General features: G+C 72.7%; 24 protein-coding genes. 8 read left to right on the forward strand and 16 right to left on the reverse strand.

Annotated elements, in window-relative coordinates; all coding sequences use genetic code 11:
- Nucleotides 1–74 precede the first annotated feature (74 nt).
- The gene (locus OG521_05435) at nt 75–1,265 is read left to right on the forward strand and encodes a saccharopine dehydrogenase NADP-binding domain-containing protein (GenBank protein ID WUW20260.1); all 1,191 of its coding nucleotides are present in this window, start codon (nt 75–77) and stop codon (nt 1,263–1,265) included.
- Nucleotides 1,266–1,272: 7 nt separating this feature from the next.
- Here the strand turns inward: OG521_05435 and OG521_05440 are convergent, their stop codons facing one another.
- Together OG521_05440 and OG521_05445 are read right to left on the reverse strand one after the other, a co-directional pair.
- Nucleotides 1,273–1,416, reverse strand: a complete 144-nt coding sequence (locus OG521_05440; GenBank protein WUW20261.1) for a hypothetical protein — start codon at nt 1,414–1,416, stop codon at nt 1,273–1,275.
- 82 nt (nt 1,417–1,498) lie between these two features.
- On the reverse strand, nt 1,499–2,176 hold the full coding sequence (locus OG521_05445; protein WUW20262.1) for an endonuclease V: 678 nt from the start codon (nt 2,174–2,176) through the stop codon (nt 1,499–1,501).
- A 73-nt stretch (nt 2,177–2,249) separates the two neighbouring features.
- Here OG521_05445 and OG521_05450 point away from each other — a divergent pair, with 73 nt between their 5' ends.
- The gene (locus tag OG521_05450) at nt 2,250–2,543 is read left to right on the forward strand and encodes a YciI family protein (GenBank protein WUW20263.1); all 294 of its coding nucleotides are present in this window, start codon (nt 2,250–2,252) and stop codon (nt 2,541–2,543) included.
- Between the two features lie 7 nt (nt 2,544–2,550).
- Here OG521_05450 and OG521_05455 read toward each other — a convergent pair whose 3' ends face one another.
- Nucleotides 2,551–3,654: an oxidoreductase gene (locus OG521_05455; protein WUW20264.1), complete on the reverse strand. Its 1,104-nt coding sequence runs from the start codon at nt 3,652–3,654 to the stop codon at nt 2,551–2,553.
- 183 nt (nt 3,655–3,837) lie between these two features.
- Here OG521_05455 and OG521_05460 point away from each other — a divergent pair, with 183 nt between their 5' ends.
- Together OG521_05460 and OG521_05465 are read left to right on the forward strand one after the other, a co-directional pair.
- On the forward strand, nt 3,838–4,254 hold the full coding sequence (locus OG521_05460) for an SsgA family sporulation/cell division regulator (GenBank protein WUW20265.1): 417 nt from the start codon (nt 3,838–3,840) through the stop codon (nt 4,252–4,254).
- A 315-nt stretch (nt 4,255–4,569) separates the two neighbouring features.
- Nucleotides 4,570–6,201: an ATP-binding cassette domain-containing protein gene (locus OG521_05465; protein WUW20266.1), complete on the forward strand. Its 1,632-nt coding sequence runs from the start codon at nt 4,570–4,572 to the stop codon at nt 6,199–6,201.
- Between the two features lie 33 nt (nt 6,202–6,234).
- Here OG521_05465 and OG521_05470 read toward each other — a convergent pair whose 3' ends face one another.
- Nucleotides 6,235–6,699, reverse strand: a complete 465-nt coding sequence (locus OG521_05470; GenBank protein ID WUW20267.1) for an ATP-binding protein — start codon at nt 6,697–6,699, stop codon at nt 6,235–6,237.
- Nucleotides 6,700–6,864: 165 nt separating this feature from the next.
- On the opposite strand from OG521_05470, the gene OG521_05475 reads away from it, so the two are divergent.
- The 3 genes from OG521_05475 to OG521_05485 all read left to right on the forward strand — a co-directional run bounded on the left by OG521_05475 (nt 6,865) and on the right by OG521_05485 (nt 9,186).
- Nucleotides 6,865–7,716 carry a helix-turn-helix transcriptional regulator gene (locus tag OG521_05475; GenBank protein WUW20268.1) on the forward strand — a complete coding sequence of 284 codons (852 nt, stop codon included), beginning with the start codon at nt 6,865–6,867 and terminating at the stop codon, nt 7,714–7,716.
- 11 nt (nt 7,717–7,727) lie between these two features.
- Complete coding sequence (locus OG521_05480) at nt 7,728–7,919, forward strand: hypothetical protein (GenBank protein ID WUW20269.1); 192 nt, start codon at nt 7,728–7,730, stop codon at nt 7,917–7,919.
- A gap of 289 nt (nt 7,920–8,208) precedes the next feature.
- Nucleotides 8,209–9,186, forward strand: a complete 978-nt coding sequence (locus OG521_05485) for an acyl-ACP desaturase (GenBank protein WUW20270.1) — start codon at nt 8,209–8,211, stop codon at nt 9,184–9,186.
- 133 nt (nt 9,187–9,319) lie between these two features.
- Here the strand turns inward: OG521_05485 and OG521_05490 are convergent, their stop codons facing one another.
- Nucleotides 9,320–12,676: a hypothetical protein gene (locus OG521_05490; protein ID WUW20271.1), complete on the reverse strand. Its 3,357-nt coding sequence runs from the start codon at nt 12,674–12,676 to the stop codon at nt 9,320–9,322.
- Nucleotides 12,677–12,748: 72 nt separating this feature from the next.
- On the opposite strand from OG521_05490, the gene OG521_05495 reads away from it, so the two are divergent.
- On the forward strand, nt 12,749–13,660 hold the full coding sequence (locus OG521_05495) for a chitosanase (protein ID WUW26579.1): 912 nt from the start codon (nt 12,749–12,751) through the stop codon (nt 13,658–13,660).
- A gap of 70 nt (nt 13,661–13,730) precedes the next feature.
- Here the strand turns inward: OG521_05495 and OG521_05500 are convergent, their stop codons facing one another.
- The 11 genes from OG521_05500 to OG521_05550 form a co-directional block, all read right to left on the reverse strand.
- The gene (locus OG521_05500; GenBank protein ID WUW20272.1) at nt 13,731–13,985 is read right to left on the reverse strand and encodes a WhiB family transcriptional regulator; all 255 of its coding nucleotides are present in this window, start codon (nt 13,983–13,985) and stop codon (nt 13,731–13,733) included.
- 107 nt (nt 13,986–14,092) lie between these two features.
- A complete protein-coding gene (locus OG521_05505; protein ID WUW20273.1) occupies nt 14,093–14,893 on the reverse strand; it encodes a VOC family protein in 801 nt (266 codons plus the stop codon).
- 117 nt (nt 14,894–15,010) lie between these two features.
- On the reverse strand, nt 15,011–15,565 hold the full coding sequence (locus OG521_05510; protein ID WUW20274.1) for a cysteine hydrolase: 555 nt from the start codon (nt 15,563–15,565) through the stop codon (nt 15,011–15,013).
- Nucleotides 15,562–17,043: an MFS transporter gene (locus OG521_05515; protein WUW20275.1), complete on the reverse strand. Its 1,482-nt coding sequence runs from the start codon at nt 17,041–17,043 to the stop codon at nt 15,562–15,564. The genes OG521_05510 and OG521_05515 overlap by 4 nt, the downstream gene beginning before the upstream one ends.
- Nucleotides 17,040–17,498: a MarR family transcriptional regulator gene (locus OG521_05520; protein WUW20276.1), complete on the reverse strand. Its 459-nt coding sequence runs from the start codon at nt 17,496–17,498 to the stop codon at nt 17,040–17,042. The genes OG521_05515 and OG521_05520 overlap by 4 nt, the downstream gene beginning before the upstream one ends.
- A gap of 88 nt (nt 17,499–17,586) precedes the next feature.
- Nucleotides 17,587–18,660: an LLM class flavin-dependent oxidoreductase gene (locus tag OG521_05525; GenBank protein WUW20277.1), complete on the reverse strand. Its 1,074-nt coding sequence runs from the start codon at nt 18,658–18,660 to the stop codon at nt 17,587–17,589.
- Nucleotides 18,661–18,664: 4 nt separating this feature from the next.
- Nucleotides 18,665–19,552 (reverse strand): ABC transporter substrate-binding protein, encoded by an 888-nt coding sequence (locus tag OG521_05530; GenBank protein WUW20278.1) that lies wholly within the window; start codon nt 19,550–19,552, stop codon nt 18,665–18,667.
- Complete coding sequence (locus tag OG521_05535) at nt 19,553–20,311, reverse strand: ABC transporter ATP-binding protein (protein WUW20279.1); 759 nt, start codon at nt 20,309–20,311, stop codon at nt 19,553–19,555.
- Nucleotides 20,308–21,192 carry an ABC transporter permease gene (locus tag OG521_05540; protein WUW20280.1) on the reverse strand — a complete coding sequence of 295 codons (885 nt, stop codon included), beginning with the start codon at nt 21,190–21,192 and terminating at the stop codon, nt 20,308–20,310. Before OG521_05540 ends, OG521_05535 begins: the two co-directional genes overlap by 4 nt.
- A complete protein-coding gene (locus tag OG521_05545) occupies nt 21,189–22,211 on the reverse strand; it encodes an NrtA/SsuA/CpmA family ABC transporter substrate-binding protein (protein ID WUW20281.1) in 1,023 nt (340 codons plus the stop codon). The genes OG521_05540 and OG521_05545 overlap by 4 nt, the downstream gene beginning before the upstream one ends.
- On the reverse strand, nt 22,208–23,236 hold the full coding sequence (locus OG521_05550; protein ID WUW20282.1) for an ABC transporter substrate-binding protein: 1,029 nt from the start codon (nt 23,234–23,236) through the stop codon (nt 22,208–22,210). The genes OG521_05545 and OG521_05550 overlap by 4 nt, the downstream gene beginning before the upstream one ends.
- Between the last annotated feature and the right edge of the window lie 364 nt (nt 23,237–23,600).

Consider the following 23,600-nt stretch of genomic DNA (forward strand, 5'->3'; position numbering starts at 1 on the left):
CGGCCGCACAGCGCCACGGCCGGCTCCGCTACCCTCTGCCTGCTACATCGGCGCCGGCCCCTGCGGAGGCACTCGTGAACAGGCAGAACGGGGCACAACGCCCCTATGACGTGGTCCTCTTCGGCGCCACCGGCTTCGTGGGCGTGCTGACGGCCGAGTATCTGGCGGCCCATGCCCCGGACGGCTGCCGCTGGGCCCTGGCCGGCCGCAACCGCGCCAAGCTGGAGCAGTTGCGCAACCGTCTCACCGCCCTCGATCCGCGCTGCGCGGACGTCCCGCTGCTGCACGCGGACGCCGACGACCCGGACGCGCTGCGCGAACTGGCCGAGTCCACCCATGTGGTGGCCACGACCGTCGGCCCGTACGTCTGGTACGGGGAGCGGCTGGTCGCGGCCTGCGCCGAGGCGGGGACGGACTACGCGGACCTCTCGGGCGAGCCGGAGTTCGCCGACCGGATGTATCTGGAGCACGACGCGAGGGCCCGGGAGACCGGGGCCCGGATCGTGCACGCCTGCGGATTCGACTCCGTGCCGCACGACCTCGGGGTGTACTTCACCGTCGGGCAGCTGCCCGAGGACGTACCGCTGCGCATCGACGGGTTCGTCCGCTCCAACGCCGTCTTCTCGGGCGGCACGTTCGCCTCCGCGCTCACCGCCATGGGCCGCGGCCCGCAGATGCTGCGCGCCGCGAAGGAGCGCCGGCTCCACGAGCCGCGGCTGGTCGGCCGCCGCGCCCGCGCCCCGCTCGGCGCGCCGCGCTTCAGCGCGGAGACCGGCACCTGGGCGCTTCCGCTGCCCACGCTCGACGCGCAGATCGTGGAGCGCTCGGCCCGGGCACTGCCGCGCTACGGCCCCGACTTCCGCTACCGCCACTACGCCTCGGTGAAGCATCTGCCGGTGGCCCTGGGGGGTACGGCGGCGCTGGGCGCCCTGCTGGGTGCCGCGCAGCTGCCGGCCGCCCGGTCGTGGCTGATGGACCGCTACGAGCCGGGCGACGGCCCGGACAAGGAGCGCCGCCGGCGGAGCTGGTTCACGGTCCGGTTCGTCGGCGAGGGCGGGGGCCGCCGGGTCTTCACGGAGGTGTCGGGCGGCGACCCGGGCTACGACGAGACGGCGAAGATGCTGGCGGAGTCGGCGCTGTGCCTGGCGCTGGACGAGCTCCCGCGGACCTCGGGGCAGGTCACCACGGCCGTCGCGATGGGGGACGCGCTGCTGGCGCGTCTGCGCGGGGCCGGTCTGCGCTTCCGGGTGGCGGCCGCGCGCTGACGTACCGCTAGAGGATCCAGGACGCCAGGGTGTAGAGCATCGCCCCGGCCCAGACGAACCCGACCGCGCCCCCGATCAGCAGGCCCGCCGCCACACGGCGCTGAGCGGGGTGAAGGGGTGCGGTCCGGACGTCCGAGCGAGTTGCGTTCATGTGTCCAGACTGCCGACCATGATCGCCGGGCGCTATCCGTACGGATACTCAGGCACCCCGGCCACCGGCACGGCGCCGCCGCTCAGGCGGTCGCCTCGCGCAGCGCACTCCTGCACAGCGCGTCGGCCCTGCGGGTGGTCTCCGGCTGCCGGAAGTCCGGGGCCAACAGCAGAGTGTGCGCGCACGCGTTGTCCAGGCCGGTGCGGTGCCCGACGGAGACGTACACCGGTTTGGTGCCGTCCTGGGTGCGCAGCGCCCGCCCCACCTCCTCGTCCCCGTCGAGCAGCGGTGAGCTGTCCCCGCGGCGGGGGCCGGGCTGTTCGTACGAGAAGGTGAACGGGTTCTTCGCGACGCCGATGACCGGGAGCCCGGTGAGGACGCCCAGGTGGCTGGCGAGGCCGAAACGGCGCGGGTGAGCCCGCCCGTAGCCGTCGCAGACGACGAGCCCGGGGTCGACGGTCAGCGACTCCAGTGCGGCCAGCACGGTGGGGATCTCCCGGAACGCCAGGAGGCCGGGGACGTACGGGAAGGTGATCGTGCCGACGGCGGTGGACTCCGCCACCACCTCCAGCGTGGCCGCGTCGAGCACGACGGCCGCCGCCGCCACGACATCGCGCTCGTCGTCGTAGGCGACGTCGACGCCCGTCACCCGGCCGGTGCCCGGCGGCGGCCCCGGCTCGTCGAGCACCACCCGGGTGCGCAGGGTGTCCTGGAGGGCGCGGGCCTCGGCCTCGTCGGCGGGCGTCCGGAGTGTTGTCATGGTGCCGTCCAGTTTAGGGGGACGGGGACCGTCGCCGGCCGGTCCGGGGTCCCGCTCCCGTAGCCTGAGGATCATGTTCGTACTGGATCTTTCCTACACCGCCCCGCTGGACCGCGTCGACGCCGTGATGAAGGATCATGTCGCCTGGCTCGACAGGCAGTACGCGGCAGGAGTGATCATCGCCTCCGGGCGCAAGAACCCCCGCGAGGGCGGGGTGATTCTCGCCGTCGGGGACGACCGGGCCGCGATCACCCGGCTCACGGAGTCCGACCCCTTCGTCGTGGCGGGCGTCTGCGCCTACCGCGTCACGGAGTTCATCGCGACGAAGACGTCGGACGCGCTCGCCCCGTACCGCCAGCAGCCGTAGCCGCTTCTCAGCGGACCACCGCGCGCGCCGCCCGTCCCTGTTCGCCGGCCGCCCAGCAGGCGCCGTCCGCGGTGCAGTCCACCGTGTCGTAGGAGCCGGTGCCGACCGTGCGCCAGGTGCGTCCGCCGTCCGTGGTGAGGTCGGTGCCGGTCGGGCCGACGGCCAGCGCAGCCGACCGGCTGTGCGGCAGCCAGGCGACTCCCGAGCGGTAGGCGGCGGGCGCGGCGGGTGACGGCCGCCAGCTGCGGCCGCCGTCGGATGTGGTGGCGGAGGCCCGGGGCGAGGGCTGGTCGGCGCGGTAGTCGCCGCCGACCGCGATGCCGTGGGTACGGTCCCGGAAGGCGAGGCCGAAGACGCCCCTGGCCGGGTCCCCGGCCGGGACCGGCGACTCCGTCGCCGTCCAGGTCAGTCCGCGGTCGCGCGAGTGCAGGACGCGGGCGGTGGCCGCCCCGCCGGTCGCCAGCCAGACGTCCCTGGGACCGGAGCTGACCAGGCACTGGCCACTGGCGGCGAACCCCGCCTCGCCGGCCTGGGCCTGCGGCATGCCCGCACCGGGCAGCACCTTCCAGCTGCGCCCGCCGTCGGCGGTGGACAGGATGCGGAACCGCCCGTCCACCGGGTCGCTCATGGCCAGTCCGTGCCGGCTGTCGAAGAAGGTGAGGCAGTCGTAGAAGGCGTGTGCGTCGGTGTTGCGGAAGGACTCGGTCCAGGTGGCCCCGCCGTCGTCGGTGCGGAACACCCGGGACGCCTCGCCCTCGCCGATGGCCAGGGCCACCGCCCGCCGGGCGTCGAAGGCCTCGATGTCGCGGAACTCCAGCTCCTCCTGGGCCGTGCCGGGCGGCGACACGTCGCGCCAGTGTCTGCCGCCGTCGGTGGTGCGCAGCACCGTGCCCAGGGATCCGGCGAGCCAGGCCGTGCGGCTGCTGACGGCCGCGAGGCCGCGGAAGCGGGCGCCGGTTCCGGTGTCGGTGGACGTCCACGCCGGCAGGCGGGCGGGCCCGTGCCCCTCGACGGGTGCCGCGTGGGCCGCCGGTGCGGCCAGTGCGGCGGCCAGCGCCGCCCCGCACAGCGCCGGAGACATCAGTCGTCGCATCTTCCCCTTGGCCCTCATGGCGCTGGAAGCTAACCCACGGACCGCGCCCCGTCCAGGGTGCGTCATCCGTAAGGGGGCAGGTGATCACGCAGCGGTGTGCGGTGACGCAGCTCACGCCGTGCCCCGGTGCACGGATCGGCGCGTTCCGTCGTCTCCATGAGTGCCGGGAACCGTCCGTCCCGTCGCGAGAGGGAGCAGGTCTTGTCCATCGTTATCGAACAGTCCGTGCAGGCCCGCATGGTCGCATCCGCACCGCAGATGGAGACCCTTCCCGCCGTCCTGAGCTACGACCGCACGGATCCCTTCGCCGTCCGCATGGCGTTCCCCGCGCCGGCGACACTGGAGGGCACCGAGGTGTCCTGGGCGTTCTCCCGGGAGCTGCTGGCGGCGGGGATGGACGGACCTGCGGGGGTCGGGGACGTACGCATCAGGCCCTTCGGGTACGACCGCACAGTGTTGGAGTTCCACGCCGCCGAGGGCATCGCGATGGTGCATGTGCGGACGGCCGAGCTGCGCCGTTTCCTGCGGCGCGCGCAGGAGCTGGTGCCTTCCGGCGACGAGCGGCGCTTCCTGGGGCTCGACCGGAGTCTGACGGACCTGCTCGACGGTTCCTGCTGACCCGGGGCCCCGCCGACGGGGCCGTGGCGCGTCAAAAACGGCTTGCCCCGCTGCGGGGCCGGCCGTACCTTCGTTGTTGTCCTTGTCGTCGCCGATAGGAGTAGGACGTTGCTCGTCTGAGGTCTTGAGACACCGTGTCGCACGCCGTGCCATGTCCGCGTGCCCGAGTGTGACCTCAGCTCTCCGAGCCGTCCTCCGCGACCAGGGCCTTCCTTCTCCGCTTCCGGATTCCTTCCGGATTTCTTGCGTGGAACGCCAGTGGCCGGTGTCTCGCCCCGTTGCCCCTGTCCTTCCTCGCAACCGGGAGATTTCCTTATGTCAACCCCGCTCACACACATCACCTGCTCGTCGCTGTCCTTCTCCTGGCCCGACGGCAGCCCGGTGCTCGACGACTTCCATCTGACGGTGGGACCCGGCCGTACCGGGCTCATCGGGCTGAACGGCTCGGGCAAGTCGACCCTGCTGCGGCTGATCGCCGGTGAACTCACCCCCTCAGAAGGCCACATCAGGACGGCGGGCGAGATCGGCTATCTGCCGCAGAACCTGGTCCTGGACACCGCGTTGCGCGTCGATGAGGCACTGGGCATCGACGGGACCCGTGCGGCACTGCACGCCATCGAGGCGGGCGATGTCGGCGAGGAGCGGTTCGCCGCCGTCGGTGACGACTGGGACGTGGAGGAGCGGGCGCTCGCCACGCTCGACCAGCTCGGTCTCGGTCACATCGGGCTCGACCGCACGATCGGCGAGATGTCGGGCGGCGAGTGCGTGCTGCTGCGGCTGGCCGCCCTGCTGCTGGCCCGGCCCGACGTCCTGCTGCTGGACGAGCCGACGAACAACCTGGACCTGTACGCACGCGGCCGCCTCTACGCGGCGGTCGACGCGTGGCACGGCGTCCTCGTCGTCGTCAGCCACGACCGCGAACTCCTGGAGCGGGTCGACCAGATCGCCGACCTGCGGGACTCCTCGGTCGCCTGGTACGGCGGAAACCTCTCGGCGTACGAGGAGGCGCTCGCGGTGGAGCAGGAGGCCGCCGAGCGCATGGTGCGGGTCGCCGAGGCCGATGTGCACCGGCAGAAGCGCGAACTCGCCGAGGCCCAGGTCAAGCTGGCCCGGCGCAAGCGCTACGGGCAGAAGATGCAGGAGAGCAAACGCGAACCGAAGATCGTCATGGGCGCCCGCAAGCGCTCCGCCCAGGAGTCGGCGGGCAAGCACCGCATCATGCACGCGGGGAAGCTGGCCGAGGCGAAGGAGCGCCTCGACGACGCTGTCGAGGCGGTGCGGGACGACGACGAGATCAGGGTCGAACTGCCGCACACCAAGGTCCATCCGGGCCGCGGCGTGCTGCTGCTGAGCGGTCTGGAACTGGCCTACGGGGCTCGGGTACAGGGCTCGTTCGAGGTGCGCGGTCCGGAGCGCATCGCGCTGGTGGGACGTAACGGAGCGGGCAAGACCACTCTGCTGCGGACCCTGGCCGGCGAGCTGGCACCGGTGTCCGGTGAGGCGTCGGTGGAGGTGCCGATGCGTTTTCTGCCGCAGCGGCTGGATGTGCTCGACGACGAGCTGAGCGTGGTGGAGAACGTGGCGCGGTTCGCACCGGACGCCACGGACAACCGCGTCAGGGCGCGGCTGGCTCATTTCCTGTTCAGGGGGGCACGGGCCGACCGGCCCGCCGGGACCCTGTCGGGCGGCGAACGGTTCCGTGCGGCTCTGGCCGCGCTGCTGCTGGCCGAGCCGGCGCCTCAGCTGCTGATGCTGGACGAGCCGACGAACAACCTCGACATGGCGAGCGTGCGCCGGCTGACGGCGGCACTCGATTCGTACGAGGGGGCGCTGATCGTGGCGAGCCACGACGTGCCGTTCCTCGAATCGATCGGGATCACACGCTGGCTGTTGCTCGACGGCGGACTCCGGGACACGACGGCCGAGGAGGTGCGCACCGGGCTGTGACGTCCGGGGACGGGGGAACTGTCCTGCGAGGGGTCAACGGTGGAGTAAGGCCCAGGCCTTGGAGCCGCCGGAGGCCGTCAGCGCGGGAGCCAGTCCCCAGTCCCCGCCGTGTGCGTCCACCGCGGCGGCCAGCAGCCACATGCTGGCGCTGCGGTGTTCGCGGCACGCCTCGGACTTCTCGGGCGACTCATGGGCCGGATGCTGGTCGTAGAGGATGATCCGCAGCGCGTCGAACTGCCAGTGGACCCGCAGGAGCATCTCCCGGTCCGGGGTGAAGCGGTAGGCGGCGGCGACGAGTTCCGATGCGGCGAGGACCGCCGTGTCGCGGAGTTCCGCGAGTCCGTGCCGGGTGAGCAGTTCGCCCACGGCGCGGCGGGCCAGGCCCGCACAGAACGCGCCGCCCGGCAGGGCGAACGAATAGCTGAGGTTGTCCGCCGCGGGCGGGCACGGTCCGGCGGGTGCGAGGGCCGGAAGACAACGCAGTGCGCCCTTCGTCAAGTGCTGCTCACATTTCTCATATGTGTGGTGACGATCACACACAGAGGCATGGTCGCCCCGTGTGAGACTTGCACTACCGACCGTAGCGCACGACCGGAGCACAGTGCTACTACTTGTGTGGTTCCGGTCATTTCGCCAATCCCCCACCCCGGAAGGACGTGCACCGTGCCGCCCAGGAGCACCCCGACCGCACGGCAACAGCGTCTCGGGTACGAACTGCGCAAACTGCGCGAACAGTCGGGGATGACGGCACAGCAGGCCGCAGCGCTGCTCGGCGTCGACCGCACCCGCATCCCCAACATCGAGTCCGGCCGGTTCGGCATCAGCGCCGAGCGGGTCCGGACCCTGGCCTTCAACTACGGGTGCCCCGACACGGGCCTGGTGGACCTGCTGGCCGACATGGCGCAGGAGCGGGCCAGGGGGTGGTGGGAGGAGCACCGCGGCCTGCTGCTGCCGAGCCTGCTGGACATCGCCGAACTCGAGTTCCATGCAGTCGAGTTGGTCACCGCCACCACCACGCACATCCCCGGCCTGCTGCAGACCGAGGAACACGCGCGGGCGGTCTTCGACACCGCCGACCCTCAGCTCCCGGGCCCCGACCTGCTGGCCAGGCTCTCGCTGCGGCTGCGCCGCCAGGAGGTGCTGGTGCGCGACCGGCCGCCGCTGTACGAGGCGGTGGTCCACGAGGCCGCGCTGCGGATGCAGTTCGGCGGCCCCAAGGTGAGCCGGGCGCAGCTGGACCACATCCTCGACCAGTCGGAGCGCTCCCGGATCACGGTCCGGGTCATCCCGTTCTCGGCCGGTGGTTTCCCCGGCGCCGGGCAGTCGTTCACCTATGTCGGCGCGGCGGTCCCCCAGCTCGATACGGTGCAGCTCGATTCCTCGCACGGTTCGATGCTGCTCGACGCGGACATGCAACTTCGCCGCTACCGGGGCCTGTTGGAGCGCCTGCGCACGCTCGCGCTGCCCGTCGAGGAATCGCGCGACTTCATCCGATGCATAGCCCAGGACCTCTGAGGAGAGAGACCATGAAAGAAATCTGCTGGGACGAGGCCTTCTGCAGTGAGGGTGCGAACTGCTTCCGTTTCGGACTCGACGAACAGGGCCGCGCCTACATCGGCTCGACGACCGACACCGCCACCTACGTCAGCGACTCCATGGAGGCACTGCGGGCACTCATCTTCGCGGTGAAGTCCGGCGCGGCGGACCACCTGCTCTGATCCGGCCCCTGCGACCGCGCCCCTCGTGCGCCCTGAGCTCCGAGTACGCCGACTGTTCAGAGCCCATCGCCACCAGGGGCCCGGCCCGGCCGACAGCTCGATTTTCGAGCCTCTGCGACCCCCTCGATCCCACCGGGCTGACCCTCCGTATACACGCCTGACCTGGACTTATGACACTGCGTGAGCGATAGTCGCCCGGACGGGCTTGGCGGCGGCCTTACCTCCGCCTTAACCTACGGTCTCGTAACCTACGAAGCCGTAGGTAATTCTCCCGTCCCCAGGAGCCCCCGTGACGATCACCTCTCCCCACCTCGGCAGTTCACAGGCGTGGACCGACGCCCAACTGCTGTACGCGCTGGAAGAGGTGGTGGAGAAGGAACTCAACCGCCATCTCAAGGTCGCCAAGGACTGGATGCCCCACGAGTACGTGCCGTTCTCCGACGGCCGGAACTTCCCCGGCATCTTCGAGGACGGCCAGGCCTGGGAGGCCGAGCAGTCCAAGGTCACGGACATCGGCAAGATCGCCCTCGTGGTGAACCTGCTGACCGAGGACAACCTCCCCAGCTACCACCACGAGATCGCCTCGCTCTTCGGCCGCGACGGCGCCTGGGGCACCTGGGTGCACCGCTGGACGGCGGAGGAGGGCCGCCACGGCATCGTGATGCGCGACTACCTCCTCACCTCGCGCGCCGTGGACCCGGACAAGCTGGAGCAGTTCCGGATGGCGCACATGGCGGAGGGCTTCGAGTCCGACAACCGTCACTCGATGCTGCACTCCGTCGCCTACGTGGCGTTCCAGGAGCTGGCCACCCGGGTCTCGCACCGCAACACGGGGCACCAGTCGGGCGACCCGGTCTGCGACCGCATGCTGGCGCGGATCGCGACCGACGAGAACCTGCACATGGTGTTCTACCGCAACCTCCTGGGCGCGGCCTTCGAGCTCGCCCCTGACCTGACGATGCAGTCCGTGCGCGATGTCGTCGTGAACTTCCGGATGCCCGGCCACGGCATGCCCGGGTTCGAGCGGGCCGCCGCCCAGATGGCGATCGGCGAGATCTACAACATGCGGATCCACCACGACGACGTCATCCAGCCGGTGCTGCGCTACCTGAAGGTGCTGGACATCGACGGTCTGGGCCCGGAGGGCCTCCAGGCGCAGGAGGAGCTCGGTCTGTACATGAACGGGCTGGACAGCGAGGCGTCGAAGTTCGACGAGAAGCTCGCCGCGCGCAAGTCGCGCATGGCTGCCCGCGCCGCCCAGGCCTGACGGCAGGCGCGGCCCACACGACCCCGGACGGGGGCGGACCCCATCGGGCCGCCCCCGTTCCGCGTACGTCCCCGTTCCGCGTACGTCCCCCTTCCGCACCCCGCCGCGGCCCTGCGTCCGGCCCGCGCGGCGGTCATTCGCGCACCGTCACCTCCGCGTAGGCGGCATCGCGCACATCCGCGTCCGGGTGGCGGCGCAGCAGTCTGAGCTGGGTCCGCCACTCCCCGCTCCAGCCCGCCTGCCCGCCGGCCACCGCGGTGAGCTGCACGGCCAGGTGGCCGTGACCGGGGCCCCCGTGCTCGGCGAGCCGGACCACGACCGCCAGCAGGGTCCCCGCGCCGTCCTCGTGCTGCGAGGGCCGGATCCGCGTACCGAGCACGCCCGCCGTGCGGGCGGCGAGCACCGGCCGGCCGTCATGCAGCCGGGCGAGCCGGTCCAGCGCGGCGTACAGCGCCTCGGCCCCCTCCTCCGGATCGACGGCCCTGACCAGCAGCTCCGCTGCCTGCGGTACGTGGTCCCGGTGCCGGGCCAGCAGTTCGCCCGCGGTGACCAGGACGGGCCGCAGCGCGTCACCGGTCCGTGCCCCGGCCGCCGCGGCGAGCCGGTGCGCGAGGTGGACGACCCGCTGCCGGCCCGGCCGGTCGCGTTCGCTGCCCGCGTCGTCCATCGCCACGGCGTCGGCGAGAGTGCGCAGCGCCCGCATGAGGGCCTGCGCGGCCTCCGCGGTGGCGGGCGCGGCGGTGACCAGTGCGTCGGCGGCCGACCGCCAGGAGCGGCGGCGGGCGAGGTCCGTCGTCGCGGCCACCAGCGCATCGCAGGCGCCCGGCGCCCACGGCACCCAGTGGGCCACCACGGCGTGGGCCGCCGCGGCGAGCTCCTCGTCGTGCGTCCCGCACACCTCACGCACCAGCCGTCCGTAGCGGGGCCGGTGCGGCGCGGGCAGGTCGATGGGCCGCACCCGCAGGACGGCGGTGCGCAGCACCGTGGCTCCCGTGGCCGCGTCGCTCAGCATCTCCCACATCCGCTCGTCGCCGAGCAGCCCGATACCGCAGGCCACGCACACGGCCCGCACGTCGGGGTGCTGGTCGGGCATCGCGTACGCCTCGGCCACCAGCTCGGCGGCCTGCGGCCGGGGCAGCCGGGTCGCGGCGAGCCGCACCGCTTCCTTGCGGCCGGTCACCTTGCCGGTGCCGGGGGCGAGACGTTCCCTCAGCAGGGGGCCGAGCGCCGAGGGGCGGGCGTCCTGCGAGGCGCGGCCGGCGGCGAAGACCGCGACCCGGGCCCGGTCGCCCCCGCTGTACGCGAGCAGCTCCGCCAGGACGTCCGGTGCCCGGTCCGTCCCGCCGAGGGCCGTGAGGGCGGCCTCCGCGAGCACGACGTCCTCCGAGCCGGTCCAGCCGAGCACCGCCCGGGCACCGGCCGAGGGGATGCGGGCCATGTCCGCGATCGCCGCGGCGCGGGTGTACAGCGGGAGCTTCCCGTCCCGGGCCGTCCGCTCCAGCGCCCGCAGTGCCGCACGCCGCTGACGCGGCACCCAGCGGCGGACCTCGCGTCCGGGTGCGACATGCCACGCCGTGCCGTGCGGGAGGAACCGGCCGTACGGCGGCGGATCGCCGAGGTACGGGTCCAGCAGGTCGGTGCGGCAGCCGGTGAGCACCCGCAGCACCTCGGGCAGCGCCCCGGCGGAGGGGTCGACGGCCAGAATCCGTTCCACCCGCCCGCTCCGCCCGCCGACCGGCTCCAGCCACAGGGCGACCGCGGTCCGTGCGGCGTGGTTCTCGCCGTAGCAGACCGCCTGCCACAGGAGGTCCTGCAGCTCGGGCAGGCCGGCCGCACGGCGGCCGAGCGCCCTGGTCAGTGCGAACACGAGCCCGTAGTCGGCCTTGTCGGCCCCCGCCTCCAGCCAGGGCCGCAGCGCCTCGAACACCTCGGTCTCCTGGCCCCGCCGCAGGGAGCGGTCGAGCCGTCCGAAGTCCGCTCCGCCGGTGTTCCCCGAGATCCGGACCAGGGTGCGCAGGGCCCGGTTGACCAGGGCGCGCTGTCCCGTGGCGGCGTGCTCGCGGAGCAGGCGCAGCGCGAGGGTGGTCAGGGCCTGCCGGGTGGCGTGCGAGGAGTCCCGGGCCTCGACGGCGTCGGCGGTGATCCGCTCCAGGGCGGGTTCCGCGGCGTCGGTGAAGAGTGCCGCCGGGAGGGCCGCCAGGGCGTGGAGGGCGGCCGAGCGGACCGGGTCCTGTTCGTTGCGCAGGCGCTCCATGTCGGTGAGCACCTCCGCGACCGCGTCCGCGGTGCCGGCCCGCCCGGCGTTGCGGATCAGCAGCGGCCACGCCCGCGCCCGGTCCTCGGCCGCGGGCCTGCGGGTGGCGGCCAGCAGCCGTTCGCGTACCTCGGGGACCGGCAGATACGACTCCGCGAGCAGCACGGTGCTCCAGTCGGCGCCGTGCCCGGCCGCGCGTTCCGCCATGCGCCGCGCCTCGTCGGCGACGCAACTGCGCGGCAGCGCGTCGAGGATCACGGCGTCCACGGTGACGCGCCGCCCCGGTCCGCGTCCGGCCGTGACGGATGTGTGGAAGGAGCCGCGTCGGCCCGGCGGGAGTGCGGCGAGCAGCCGGGAGAGCCCCGCGGAGTCCCCCGCCATGGCCCGCCCGAGCTCCACGACGAGTCCCTCGGGGGCGGTGCGGGCCAGCCGGTACAGGAGGCTTCTGCTCAGCGCCGCGCCCCGCAGCACCGGCCGGGCCTCCGGGCGCAGCAGGAGCCGGACGACCCGGGCGGGGCCGGCGGCGGCGAGCGTTCCGAGCCGGTCGGCCAGCGGTGCCGGCAGGTCGGCCGGAGCGAAGCGGTCGAGCAGGTCGAGCACCCGGTCGGGGAGGGCGTCGGCGGTGGCGGCGACACCGGGGGCGTAGCGCCGCCACCACTCGGCCCGGTGCGGTGCGGACAGCTCCGCCAGCTGCCCCTCGAAGGCGTCGAGGAGGAGCCCGGGGTGCCGGCTGCCGAGTCCGCCCCAGCCGTGCACCGCGTACAGGAGCTCGGGCAGCAGCCGGGCCGCGGTCGCCGCCGAGCACCCCGGCAGCAGCACGGTGACGTCCGCGTCGCCCCAGCTCGCCCGGACCTCGTCGGCGAGCCGGTCCGCGAGCGCGGTCCGCCCGTCGGAGACGACGGCCCGGAGCAGCCGGCGGCGTGCCCCGCGCGGCACATCGTCCAGGGAGGCGGCGTACGCCTCGTCCGGGACGCCGAGGCTGCGCGCGACCCGCAGCGCGTGCCCCTGCACGAAGGGGTCCGGGTCGGCGAGGTGGGCGCCGATCCACTCCCGGTCGCCCCCGACGGCCGCCGCCACGACGGCGGTCCCCCGCTCGTAGGCATCGCCCTCGTCCAGATCGTCCAGAACGTCACGCAGTCGCCCCGATGCGGACAAAGCGCGCGCCTGTGACGCGAGTTCACGCATGCGCTGCGGATACGGAAGGGGGTCGAGGGCGTTCAGCAGGGCATCGGTCATGGGGCGATTGTGCCGTGCGGGGGCGATCCCTCCCCAGAGATGTGCGGACCGTACTCTGTGCCGGTGAAACCTGTGACCCGTGTTGTTCTGATCGGCGCGCCGATAGCGATCGCCGCTGCCCTGCTCTTCAACGGCGGCGGCAACTCCGCGCTGCCCAAGAGCTCACCCACGGCAGCGGCCACGGCGTCCGACGACTCCGCCTCCGGCGACGAGGCGGAAGGGGCGGACGACGCGGAACGCGCGGAGGAGGACGCCCGGGTCGCGGCGATGCCGCCGGGGCTGGCCGCGCCGAAGATGCGCGAGGTCGCCTGGAAGCTGCTGGCCAGCGCCGAGGGTTCGACCCTTGACTGGCGCAGCCAGTACGCCTCCATCGAGGACAACGGCGACGGCACCGGGTACAACGCCGGGATCATCGGCTTCTGCTCCGGGACGCACGACATGCTCGCGTTCGTCGAGTCGTTCACCGGCGCTCATCCGGACAGTCCGCTGGCACCGTTCGTCCCGGCGCTGCGCAAGGTCGACGGATCGGCGTCGCACGAGGGGCTGGACCCCGGTTTCACGGCCGCCTGGAAGAAGTCGGCCGAGGATCCGGCGTTCCGCGCGGCCCAGGACCGGGTCCGGGACCAGCAGTACTTCGAACCCGCGGTCCGGCAGGCGAAGCTGGACGGCCTGGGCACGCTCGGCCAGTTCGTCTACTTCGACGCCATGGTGCTCCAGGGGCCGGGGGCCGAGGAGGACGGCTTCTACGGCATCCGGAAGGTGGCCATGGCCCGGGCGGACACGGTCACGGGGGGCGGCAACGAGTCGGCGTATCTGAACGTCTTCCTGGACGCCGCCCGCGAAGTGATGAAGTCGAAGAAGAACCAGCAGGACACCTCGCGCATCGACACCGCCCAGCGGTACTTCCTGGAGCACGCGAACCTGGGCCTGGAACCGCCGCTGACCTGGAAGATGTACGGCGACACGTTCACCATCCCGTCCTGACTCCCGCTCGCGCGGGAGCCGGCGGGAACCAGTGAGAGTTGCCGGGATTCAGCGGGAGTGGGCAGGAGGCTCAGGCCCGGTCGCGGTCGACTCTGCGGAGCCGGTCGCGCTCCTTCTCGGAGAGGCCTCCCCACACACCGAAGCGCTCGTCGTTGTCGAGCGCGTACTCCAGGCAGGCCAGCCGGCCCTCGCAGGCGTTGCACAGTTGCTTGGCCTCACGTGTGGAGCTGCCCGGGGCGGGGAAGAAGAACTCGGGCCCCGTCTGTGCGCACAGCGCTGTCTCCTGCCAGGCGAGAGCGGGGTCGGTCGCGGTGTTGATCAGCATGCGGCACACAGTGCCCTGCCGCGATAAACGACTGATCAACGATTCATCAATCCGCTGGGCGAGGCCGGACGGGCGGCTTCGGGATCGGCCTGACGCGCGGCCCGAGATCAGCCGGCCGGCGCCTGCGCGCTCTTGATCACGGCGAAGGCGGCACCGTAGGGATCCGCGACGTTGGCGAAGGTGCCCACGCCCTCCATCTCCAGCGGTTCCAGCGTCAGCTTGCCGCCCAGCCGCTCGACCGCCGCCACCGTGGCATCGCAGTCGTCCACCTCGATGTACGGCAGCCAGTGGGTCCCGGCGGCGGCCCGGACGGGCACGGCGTCGAGCGGGACGAGGCCGCCGAAGGAGGCGTCCTCACCGCCGCCCGCGGTCCTGATGATCGTGTACGCGCCGTCGCCGCCCGGATAGGGCATCTGGGCGGTCTCCCAGCCGAAGACCATGTCGTAGAACGCGGCCGCGGCCGGCACGTCCGGGGTGTAGAGCTCGGCCCAGCAGAGACTGCCCGGGGCGGTCACGACGCCGAGCCCCGGATTCTGCCTGGGCTGCCAGACGCCGAAATACGCCCCGGCCCGGTCGGTGAATCCGCCCATCCGGCCGTAGTCCAGGACGTCCATCGGTGCGAACGGTGCCGCACCGCCCGCCTTCTCCACGGCCTGCGCGGTGGCGTCGACGTCCGCCGACCGGAAGTACACCGACCAGGACGGCTTCGCCTGCTCCTCGGTGACCGTCATCGCGCCGCCGACCGTCTTCCCGTTCAGCATGAACATCCCGTAGCCGCCGGTCTCGGGGCCGCCGGCCTCGTAGTCCCAGCCGAGAAGCGCGGTGTAGAAGGCCGTGGCCCCTTCGAGATCCGGGGTGCCGAGATCCATCCAGTTGGGGGCTCCGTCAACAAAACGGGTGGTGAGCATCGGGCGCTCCTTCGGTGGTCCCGTTCCCGGCCGGCAGGCCTTCCTGACCCTTCGAGTCTCGCACCGGGCACTGACAACCGCAGTGCCTGCTGACCCGCGCCGCCGAGTGTGCGCGGGTCAGCCCAGGGCCGCGATCCAGTCGTCGACGGTGGTGACATCGGCCTGGCGCGGAAAGACCTTCTCCGTCAGGACCCGGTGGACCTCGGGATCGGCGTCGGCGCAGCCGTCGGCCAGGACGGTGAGCCGGTAGTCGAGGTCGGCGGCCTGGCGCAGGGTGGACAGGACGACACCACTGGTGGCGATGCCGGTGAGGACCAGGTGGTCGACGGCCGCGCCGCGCAGCACGAGTTCCAGGTCGCTGCCCGTGAAGGCGCTCACGCGCTTCTTGGTGACGACGCACTCGCCGGGAAGGGGCTCGACGGCGGGGTCGATGGCGGCCCCGGGGTCGCCAGCGGTGAAGGCCCCGTCGGGCAGGGCGCTGAAGCGCGGGCTGGACTTCGTCTCCGGGTGGCCGGGGCGCAGGCCGACGACGACGAACACCACGGGGACGCCGGCCGACCGGGCCGCGGCGACGGCGCGGGCGAGGCGCGGCGTGAACCCGGCGACGTCGCCGGGGAGGCGCCCGGTGATCGACTTCTGGACGTCCATCACGAGCAGGGCGGAGTTGGTCATCGTTCGTCCTTGGTTGCGGAGTGAGGGTCGGTTCGGGTTGCCGCCGGGGTCTCGTCCGGGGCGGCGTCGCCGATGCGGCGCAGCGAGCGGTCAGCGAGGGTCACCACGAGGAACAGCACGCTGACGGCGATCATGAAGGCGGCGAGGTGGTGCAGACCACCGGTGTCGGCGCGCTCGCCGAAGAAGCTGCCACTGGCGGCGGAGGCGATGATGGCGCCCAGATAGCCGAAGGTGCGCAGCAGCCCGGCGGAGGATCCCATGCGTTCGCCGTCGGCCTGGTGGAAGACGGAGTTCTGCAGAGCGAGGTTGTTGAGCCCCTGCGGGACACCCAGGACGATCACGACCATCAGGAGCATCCACAGGGGGCTGTGGTCGTTCAGGAGGAACAGCAGGGCGCAGGCGATGATCTGGCCGGTGGCGCCGACCAGGAGCTTGCCGCGGACCGCCTGGCGCCGCCCGGTGAGGGTGGACACGACGATCGCGGTGGCGAACAGCGGGAGCTGCACCAGCCCGGCCTGGGACGGGGAGAGGCCGCGCCCCTCCTCCGTCCACTGCGTGTAGCCGTACAGGAAGGCGTAGGTGACGACGTAGCAGAGCAGCGTCCTGGTGTACGTGGCGAGGAGCGGCAGATTGCCGCCCAGCACGCGTACGTCGATGAAGGGCTGCCGCGCACGCAGCTCGCGCCAGGTGAAGCCCGCCCCCGCGGCGGCGGTCAGGACCAGCAGGTACCAGTCGCCGCCGCCGGGGTTCATGAGGAACAGCAGCAGGCAGACCAGCGCCGAGGCGAACAGCCCCATGCCCGGCAGGTCCAGGTCGCTCACGGGGTGGTGGCCGTCGTCCCGGCGGGTGGCGGGGGTCGCGGGGATGCGGCGGGCCCCGAGGTACAGACCGGCCAGGGCGAGCGGGATGTTGACGGCCAGGGTCGCGCGCCAGCCGCCGGCTCCGATCAGGAGCCCGCCGAGGCCGGGGCCGATGACGGCGATGGTCTGGGTGGTGACGGCGAGGGCGGTGAGTACCCCGGCGGGGCTCTTCTCCCCGGTGCGCTTCGACTCGCTGCGGATGAGGTACATCGCCGCCGGATAGCCGGAGCAGGTGCCGAAGCCGAGGAGGACGCGCGCGGCGACGAGCACGCCCAGGTTCGGGGCGAGCATGCCGACGACTCCGGCTATGCCGGTCAGCGCGGTGCCGGCCAGGAACAGCCGGCGGGGCCCGAAGAGGTCGATCAGCCGTCCCACGACCGGCTGCCCTATGGAGGTGGCCAGGTAGAGGGAGGAGATGAGCCACGCCGTTTCGGAGGGCGGGGCGCCGAAGGCCGCGCCGATCGGCACCAGCGAGACCGAGATGATGGAGGAGTTGACCGGGTTGAGCACCGCCCCCAGCATCATCGGGGCCAGCAGCCGCCGGTCGAAGCCGCCCGCCGCCCCCTTGGCCCCGCCGGGGCGCAGCCGGCGCAGAACGCGGACCGGGCTTCCGCTCACGAGCGGACGACCCGTTCCAGCAGGGCCGCCGCCTCGATCAGGAGGCGGCGCTCCTCCTCCGTGCACCCGTCCTGGAGGGCGCGGGTGAGCCAGCCCTCCCCGGCCCGCCGCCGGTCCTCCAGGAACACGTGGCCGCTGTCGGTCACGAAGACCAGTTGACGGCGGCCGTCCTCGGGGTCGGGGCGGCGGGCCACCAGGCCGCGTTCCACCAGGATGCCGACGGTGGCGGCCACCGACTGGTGCCGGACGCGTTCGGCGGCCGCCAGGTCCGTGACCGACGCCTCGCCGTCCTTGTCCAGCCGGCTGAGGACCGACGTCTGGGTCGGGGTGAGGTCGCCGGGGTCGTACGTCTCGCGCATGCGGCGCCTGAGCCGGCTGTAGACCACGCGGACATCGTGCGCCGCGCGGACAGCCGACTCGGACACGCCGTCGGGGGTGCTGGTCTCCTCATCCATGTACGCAGATTAACTTGCGCAGTCCGGACTGCGCAATTCATGGTGCGCAACACAGCCTGTGCACTGCCACCTGTGACCGCGCGACCCGTCAGCGCGTGACCCCCAGGGCCGGCAGCACGGTCTCCGCCACCCGGTACGCCTCCTCCAGCAGCGGGTTCCCGGAGAGGATGAAGGTGTCGACGCCCAGGTCCTCGAACTCCTTGAGCCGCTCGACGACCTGAGCCGTCGATCCCACCACCGCGGTGCCGGGGCCCGGCCGGAAGAGGCTCATGCCCGGCCACATGTTGGGGTGGACCTCCAGCTCACGGGCGTGCGCGGGGACCTTTCCGCCGTGCTGGCGGAACTGCCGCTGCCAGCCGACCCCGTCCTCGCCCGCCCGGTCGCCGAGCCGGCGGGCGTACGTCGCGTCGCTGGTGACGTCGAGCAGCCGGTCCGCCGCCGCCCAGGCCTCGTCCTCGGTGTCCCGGACGATCAGGTGCAGCCGCAGTCCGATCCGGAGCGTGCGGCCGTACGCGGCGGCCCTCGCCCGGACCTTCTCCAGCTTCTCCTTCAGCAGGTGCGGCGGCTCGCCCCAGGTCAGGAAGACGTCGACGTGCTCGGCCGCCATCTCGATGCCGGGGTCGGACGAGCCGCCGAACCAGAGCGGGATGTGCCCGTCCTGGACCGGCTTCAGCTCGCGGAAGGAGGCCCCGGCGTTCTTCAGGTCGTAGAAGCGGCCCTTGTGGTCGAAGACCTCGCCGGCCGTCAGCCGCTTCACGATCGACCAGTACTCCGCGCTCAGCTCGTACCGTTCGTCGTGCTCCACGTGGAGTCCGTACTCCTGGAGCGACTTCGTGGAGCCGTTGACCACGTTGAAGCGCAGCCGGCCGCCGAAGAGGGTGTCGAAACTGAGCGCCATCTTGGCGAGCAGCGTCGGTGCGATGAGCCCCGGGTGGACGGCGAGCAGGGGCTTGAAACGGGTACTCGTCGAGGCGGCCAGCGCGCTGCCCAGCGGCCAGACGTCGTACAGGTCGGTGGCGAGGAGCGCGCCGCTGTAGCCGAGCCGTTCGACCGTTCCGGCCAGCTGCGCGAGATAGCCGAGGTCGACGGGGCGCCGGCCCGCGGGCTCCCAGGGGTAGGCGCCCTCGCGCGGAATGATGTACCAGAGGACTTCGGTCGCCATGTCGTCATGCCGCCTTGTCGGCAGCGGTACGCGCACGGGCGTGGGCCACGGTGACCGGCCGGTCGATGAACCCGGTGCGGTGGAAGATGTCGGCGGCCTCCTGCTGCTCGGCGATGAACGCGTCGGTGACGGGCTCGATCGTCCACGGCAGCGAGGCGAGCGCGGTCTCCCAGTCGTCGGCCGAGCCGCCGAGGTCGGCGGCGGCGATCTCGGCCGCCTGCCGGGGGTGGGCCGCGGCCCACTCGTCGGCCCGGCGCAGCGCCCGGGTCAGCGCCTCGATCACCTCGGGCCGGGATTCGGCGAGGTCGCGGCGGGCGAAGAAGACCGAGCGGTCGCTGATGACGTCGCCGGTACGGACCAGGGTCCGCAGTCCGCCGGTGCGCCGGGCGGCCGCCAGTTCGGCACCCTGGGCGACCCAGGCGGCGATCTCGCCGGTGCGCAGCAGTTGTTCGCTGTCCGCGGTGGAGCGGACGGCGGTGATGTCCTCGGCGTAGGACAGCCCGGCGTCGTCGAGCGCCTTGGCGATCAGGTGGGTCTGCCAGGAACCGATCGCCAGGTGCACGGTCGAGCCCTTGAGTCCGGCGACCGTACGCACGGGACTGTCCTCGGCGACGAGGAGGGCGCCGTGCTCGGGGCGCGGGGCGGAGACCGCGGTGTAGACGATGTCGTGCCCGGCCGCCTGGGCGGTGACGGGCGGGGTGGACCCGGTGCCGCCGAAGTCGATGACGCCCCGGGTCAGGAGCTCTCCGGTGCGCACCCCGTTGGTGTACGGGTGGAAGACGACGGTCTCGCCGAGCGGGGCCAGTTCCTCCTGGGCGAAGCCCAGCCGGGAGAGGTGGTACAGGTGGTAGAGGGACGGGTTGCTGCTGTGGACACCGATGGTGAGGGTCATTCAGATCACTCCGGCTTCGGCTCGGTCGGGGGACGGACGGGAGGGTGCGGGAGGGGTTTCGACGCCGAGATCGGCGAGGAGGCGCCGGCGCAGTGCGGCGAAGGCGGGGTCACCGGGATCGCGCGGCCGTGCGACCTCGACGGTCTCGTCGGTGACGAGCCGGCCGTCACGCAGGACGGCGACCCGGTCGGCCAGCCGTACGGCCTCGTCGACGTCATGGGTGACCAGCAGGACGGCGGGCCGGTGGCGGCGGCACAGCTCGCCGACCAGGTCCTGCATCTTCAGCCGGGTCAGGGCGTCGAGTGCGGCGAACGGCTCGTCGAGCAGGAGGAGTTCGGGTTCCCGGACCAGCGCCCTGGCGAGTGCGACGCGCTGGGCCTCGCCTCCCGAGAGGGTGGCGGGCCAGGCCTCGGCGTGCCGCTCCAGGCCGACTTCGGCCAGGGCCCGCAGCCCGTGTGCCGAGCGGCTGCGGGGCAGCGCGACCGTGACGTTGGCGAGGACCTTCTTCGAGGGGACGAGCCGGGGCTCCTGGAAGACGATGGTGCGGGCCTCGGGGACCAGCACCTCTCCCCCGTCGGCGCCGTCGAGCGCTCCGAGGATGCGCAGCAGCGTGGTCTTCCCGCTGCCGCTGGCGCCGAGCAGGGCGACGAACTCGCCCCGGGCGATGTCGAGCCGCAGACCGTCGAGGACGGCACGCTCGCCGAACACCCTTCGCAGTCCGCGTACTTGTACAGCGGGCGTGGAGGAAGTAGCGGTCATCGGGCGGCTCCGCGGTGGTTGCGCCACGGCATCAGCAGACGCTCCAGGAGCCGCACGAGGATGTCGGCGGTCAGTCCGAGGAGCCCGTAGACGAGGATGCAGACGGCGAGGATGTCGGTGCGGGCGTAGCTCTGGGCCTGGGACATCAGATAGCCGATGCCGGCGGTGGCGTTGATCTCCTCGGCGGCGATCAGGGCGATGACGCTGAGTGTCATCGACAGGCGCAGTCCGGCGAGCAGGGACGGCAGCGCGCCGGGCAGGACCACTTCGCGTACGAGGGCGAGTCGCCCCATGCCGAAGCTCCGCATGGCCTCGACGAGTTTCGGGTCGGTGTTGCGTACGCCGCTCGATGTGGACACGTACATCGGGAAGGTGGTGGCGACGGCGATGAGGAGGATCTTCGCCGTCTCGTTGATCCCGAACCAGACCATGAACAGCGGCACCAGGGAGAGGAAGGGGATGGTGCGCAGGGTCTGGAGCGAGGAGTCGAGGAGTTCGTCCCCGAGGCGGGTGAATCCGGTGGTGATGCCGAGGGTGAGTCCGGCGGCGAGTCCGATCAGGAGGCCCAGACCGGAGCGCGTGAGGGAGGTGGTCAGGGCGTCGGGCAGCTGCCCGTTCCCCCACAGCTCCCCTACCGCGCGGCCCACTTCGGCGGGCGATGCCAGGACGTCGGGGGTGAGGAGTCCGGTGGCCGAGGCCGCCCACCACAGGGCGAGCAGGGCGACCGGGCCGATCGTGCGGACGGTCAGCGCGTAGCCCCGGCCGCGGGCCCTGCGGAGCTGGGGTCGGGGGCGGACGAGCCCGGCGGGCGGGGCGGTGGGGTCACCGGTCCCGGGGCCGCCCCGGCGGACCCTGCCGGGGGCCGCGGCGGTGTCGCTCATGTCAGTTTCCCGACGTCGAGCAGGTGGGCGGTGACGTCGACCCGGTCCTTGGTGACCTTCTGCTCGGCGTAGAACGCGGCGACCGCCTTGAAGCGTTCGATGTCCTCGGGACCCACGGGGTCCACGGTGCCGCCCTTGGCGGTGAACTCCGTCTGGACCTCCTTGGCCTTTCCGGTCACAGCGGTCGGGCCGACGTCCGTGAACACGTTGAGGTACGCGGCCGGGTTCTGCTTCTCCTTGGCGCTGGCCTCGTGGAGGTACTGGTAGAGGGCCTTCACGACCTTCGGGTGCTGCTCGGCGAACTTCGTCCGGACAGCGTTGAGACTGTAGTTGTCGGAGCCGATCGCGGCGCCGTCGGCGACGAAGTGCGCCTTGCCGCTGCCGATCTCGGCGACGGCGTACGTCGCCCAGACGGCCCAGGCGTCGACCTTGCCGGCGTTGAAGACCGCCGCTGTCTGGTCGGGTCGCAGATAGACCCGGGTGACCTTGTCGGCCGGGATGCCGGCCTTGGCGAGGGCCTTGAGCAGCAGGTACTCACCGGTGCCGCCCTGGTTGACGGCGACCTTCTTCCCGACCAGATCGGCCACCGAGCCGATCCCCGAGCCGTTCCTGACGAGGATGCCCTCGCCCGCGGCGTCCGGATCGACCGCGGTGAAGAACTTGAAGCCGGGGCGCTGGGCGAGCGAGGTGATGCCGGAGGTGATGGAGCCCGTGGCGATGTCCAGCTGGTCCGCGTTCATCGCCTGGGCGGCCGGGGCGAACGGTCCGGCGCTGCCGGTCCACGCCACCTTGGCCCCGGCCTTGGACAGGGCCTTGTCGAGGCTGCCGTCCTTCTTGCCGAGGGCGAGCACCCCGGAGTTGCCGGGGTCGGGGATGCGGACGGTCACGGTGCCCTTGCCGCCGGAGCCCGCTGCGCCGCTGTCGGCCTCGGACGTGCCGCAGGCGGTGAGGGCGACGAGCGCGGTGACCGTGAGGAGCGCCGGAACGGCTGTCGTACGCAGTGGTCGGGGGAGGTTCATGATGCGGGTTCCTCTGGACTCGGAGGGGCGGAGGTTCGGCGGGCCAGTGCGGCTGCGCGGCGCAGCGGCTCGGGGTCGGCCCAGGCCGCGACGTCGACGGGCTCGGGCAGGAAGCCGTGGGCGCGCAGCCCGGCCTCCTGTGCCGCGAGCAGGGCGAGACGGTCGGCGGACAGGTCGGGGTGGAGGGTCAGATGGGTGCCGGGCCGGTAGGCGCCGGCGACTCCGTCGGCGCCCGCCCCGGTCTCGGCGCCGAGGATGCGGGCGACCTCGCCGGGCTGTCCTGCGGCCCAGTCGGCCGCCCGCAGCAGCACGCCGAGGAAGCGGTCGACGAGGTCGGGGCGGTCGTCGAGGAGCTGCTGGTGGACGGTGATGGGGCGCGGGGTGCCGTTGTTGACGCGGAACCGCCGGTCGGGCAGGTCGTCGAGTTCGACGGCCACCTCGGCTCCGGCCCGGCGCGCCGCCTCGACGGCCAGCGCGCCCTTGACGTACACGGCGTCGACGTCGCCGCGGCGCAGCGCGGCCAGTTCGGCCGCCCACTGGCCCTCGTGCCCGTCGGCGGGCACGTCGACGAGCGAGGCGTCGTCCAGGGCGAGTCCGGCGGAGGCGAGCGCCCCCTCGAAGCCGCGCAGCGCCATGGCGCGCCAGAAGTCGATGGCGATGTCGTGCTTCGGCACGGCGAGCCGCAGCCCGCGCAGCGCTTCGGCGCCCCGGATGCCGGATCCGGGTGCCACCAGGACGGTCTGCCGCTCCTCGATCCAGGTGAGTCCGATCAGCCGGGTGTGCTCGCCCCGTGAACGGGCCCACAGGGCGGGGACGTTGCCGCCCTCGCGGAAGAGGCCGGGCAGGGCGTGGGTGTAGTGCGCGGCGCGGTCGGCGTCCGGGGCGGCCTCCTGGAGGGAGCGCACGGAGATGCCGTCGGCGGCGAACTCGTCGGTGAGCCACTGCCGGTCGGCGGCGATGCCGGTGGCGGTGGGGACGGGACAGCGGGTGAACCAGAGGGTCCGGGGCAGGACGGCAGGTGTCATGGAGTCTTCCCGAGGATCGGCGAAGCGGCGGAAGCCGGCGGGGCGCGCGGCGGGGTGTCCCCGTGCGGAGGGCGCGCACGGCACGGGGCTGCGGCGCGGCGGGGCGCGGGGCGCGGGGCGCGGGGCGCGGAGAGAGGGGAAAGAGAAAAGGGGTGGTGCGGGGGTCAGCGACAGGCGGCGCTGGACACGCGGGCCAGGTCGATGTGACGGCGCAGCGTGAGGGCGAGCAGGACCGGAGCGGTGCGGGCGGGGGTCGCGGTGCGGCGGCCGGCCATGGCGGTGCTCCCTTCAGCTCGTCGGTGGTGACGGCTGCAGCCTGCCACGGCCTCGCACCCGCCCACAACTCGCTTCCCATGATGTGGGA

This window comes from Streptomyces sp. NBC_01463 (assembly GCA_036227345.1).
In the GTDB taxonomy this organism is placed as follows: domain Bacteria; phylum Actinomycetota; class Actinomycetes; order Streptomycetales; family Streptomycetaceae; genus Streptomyces.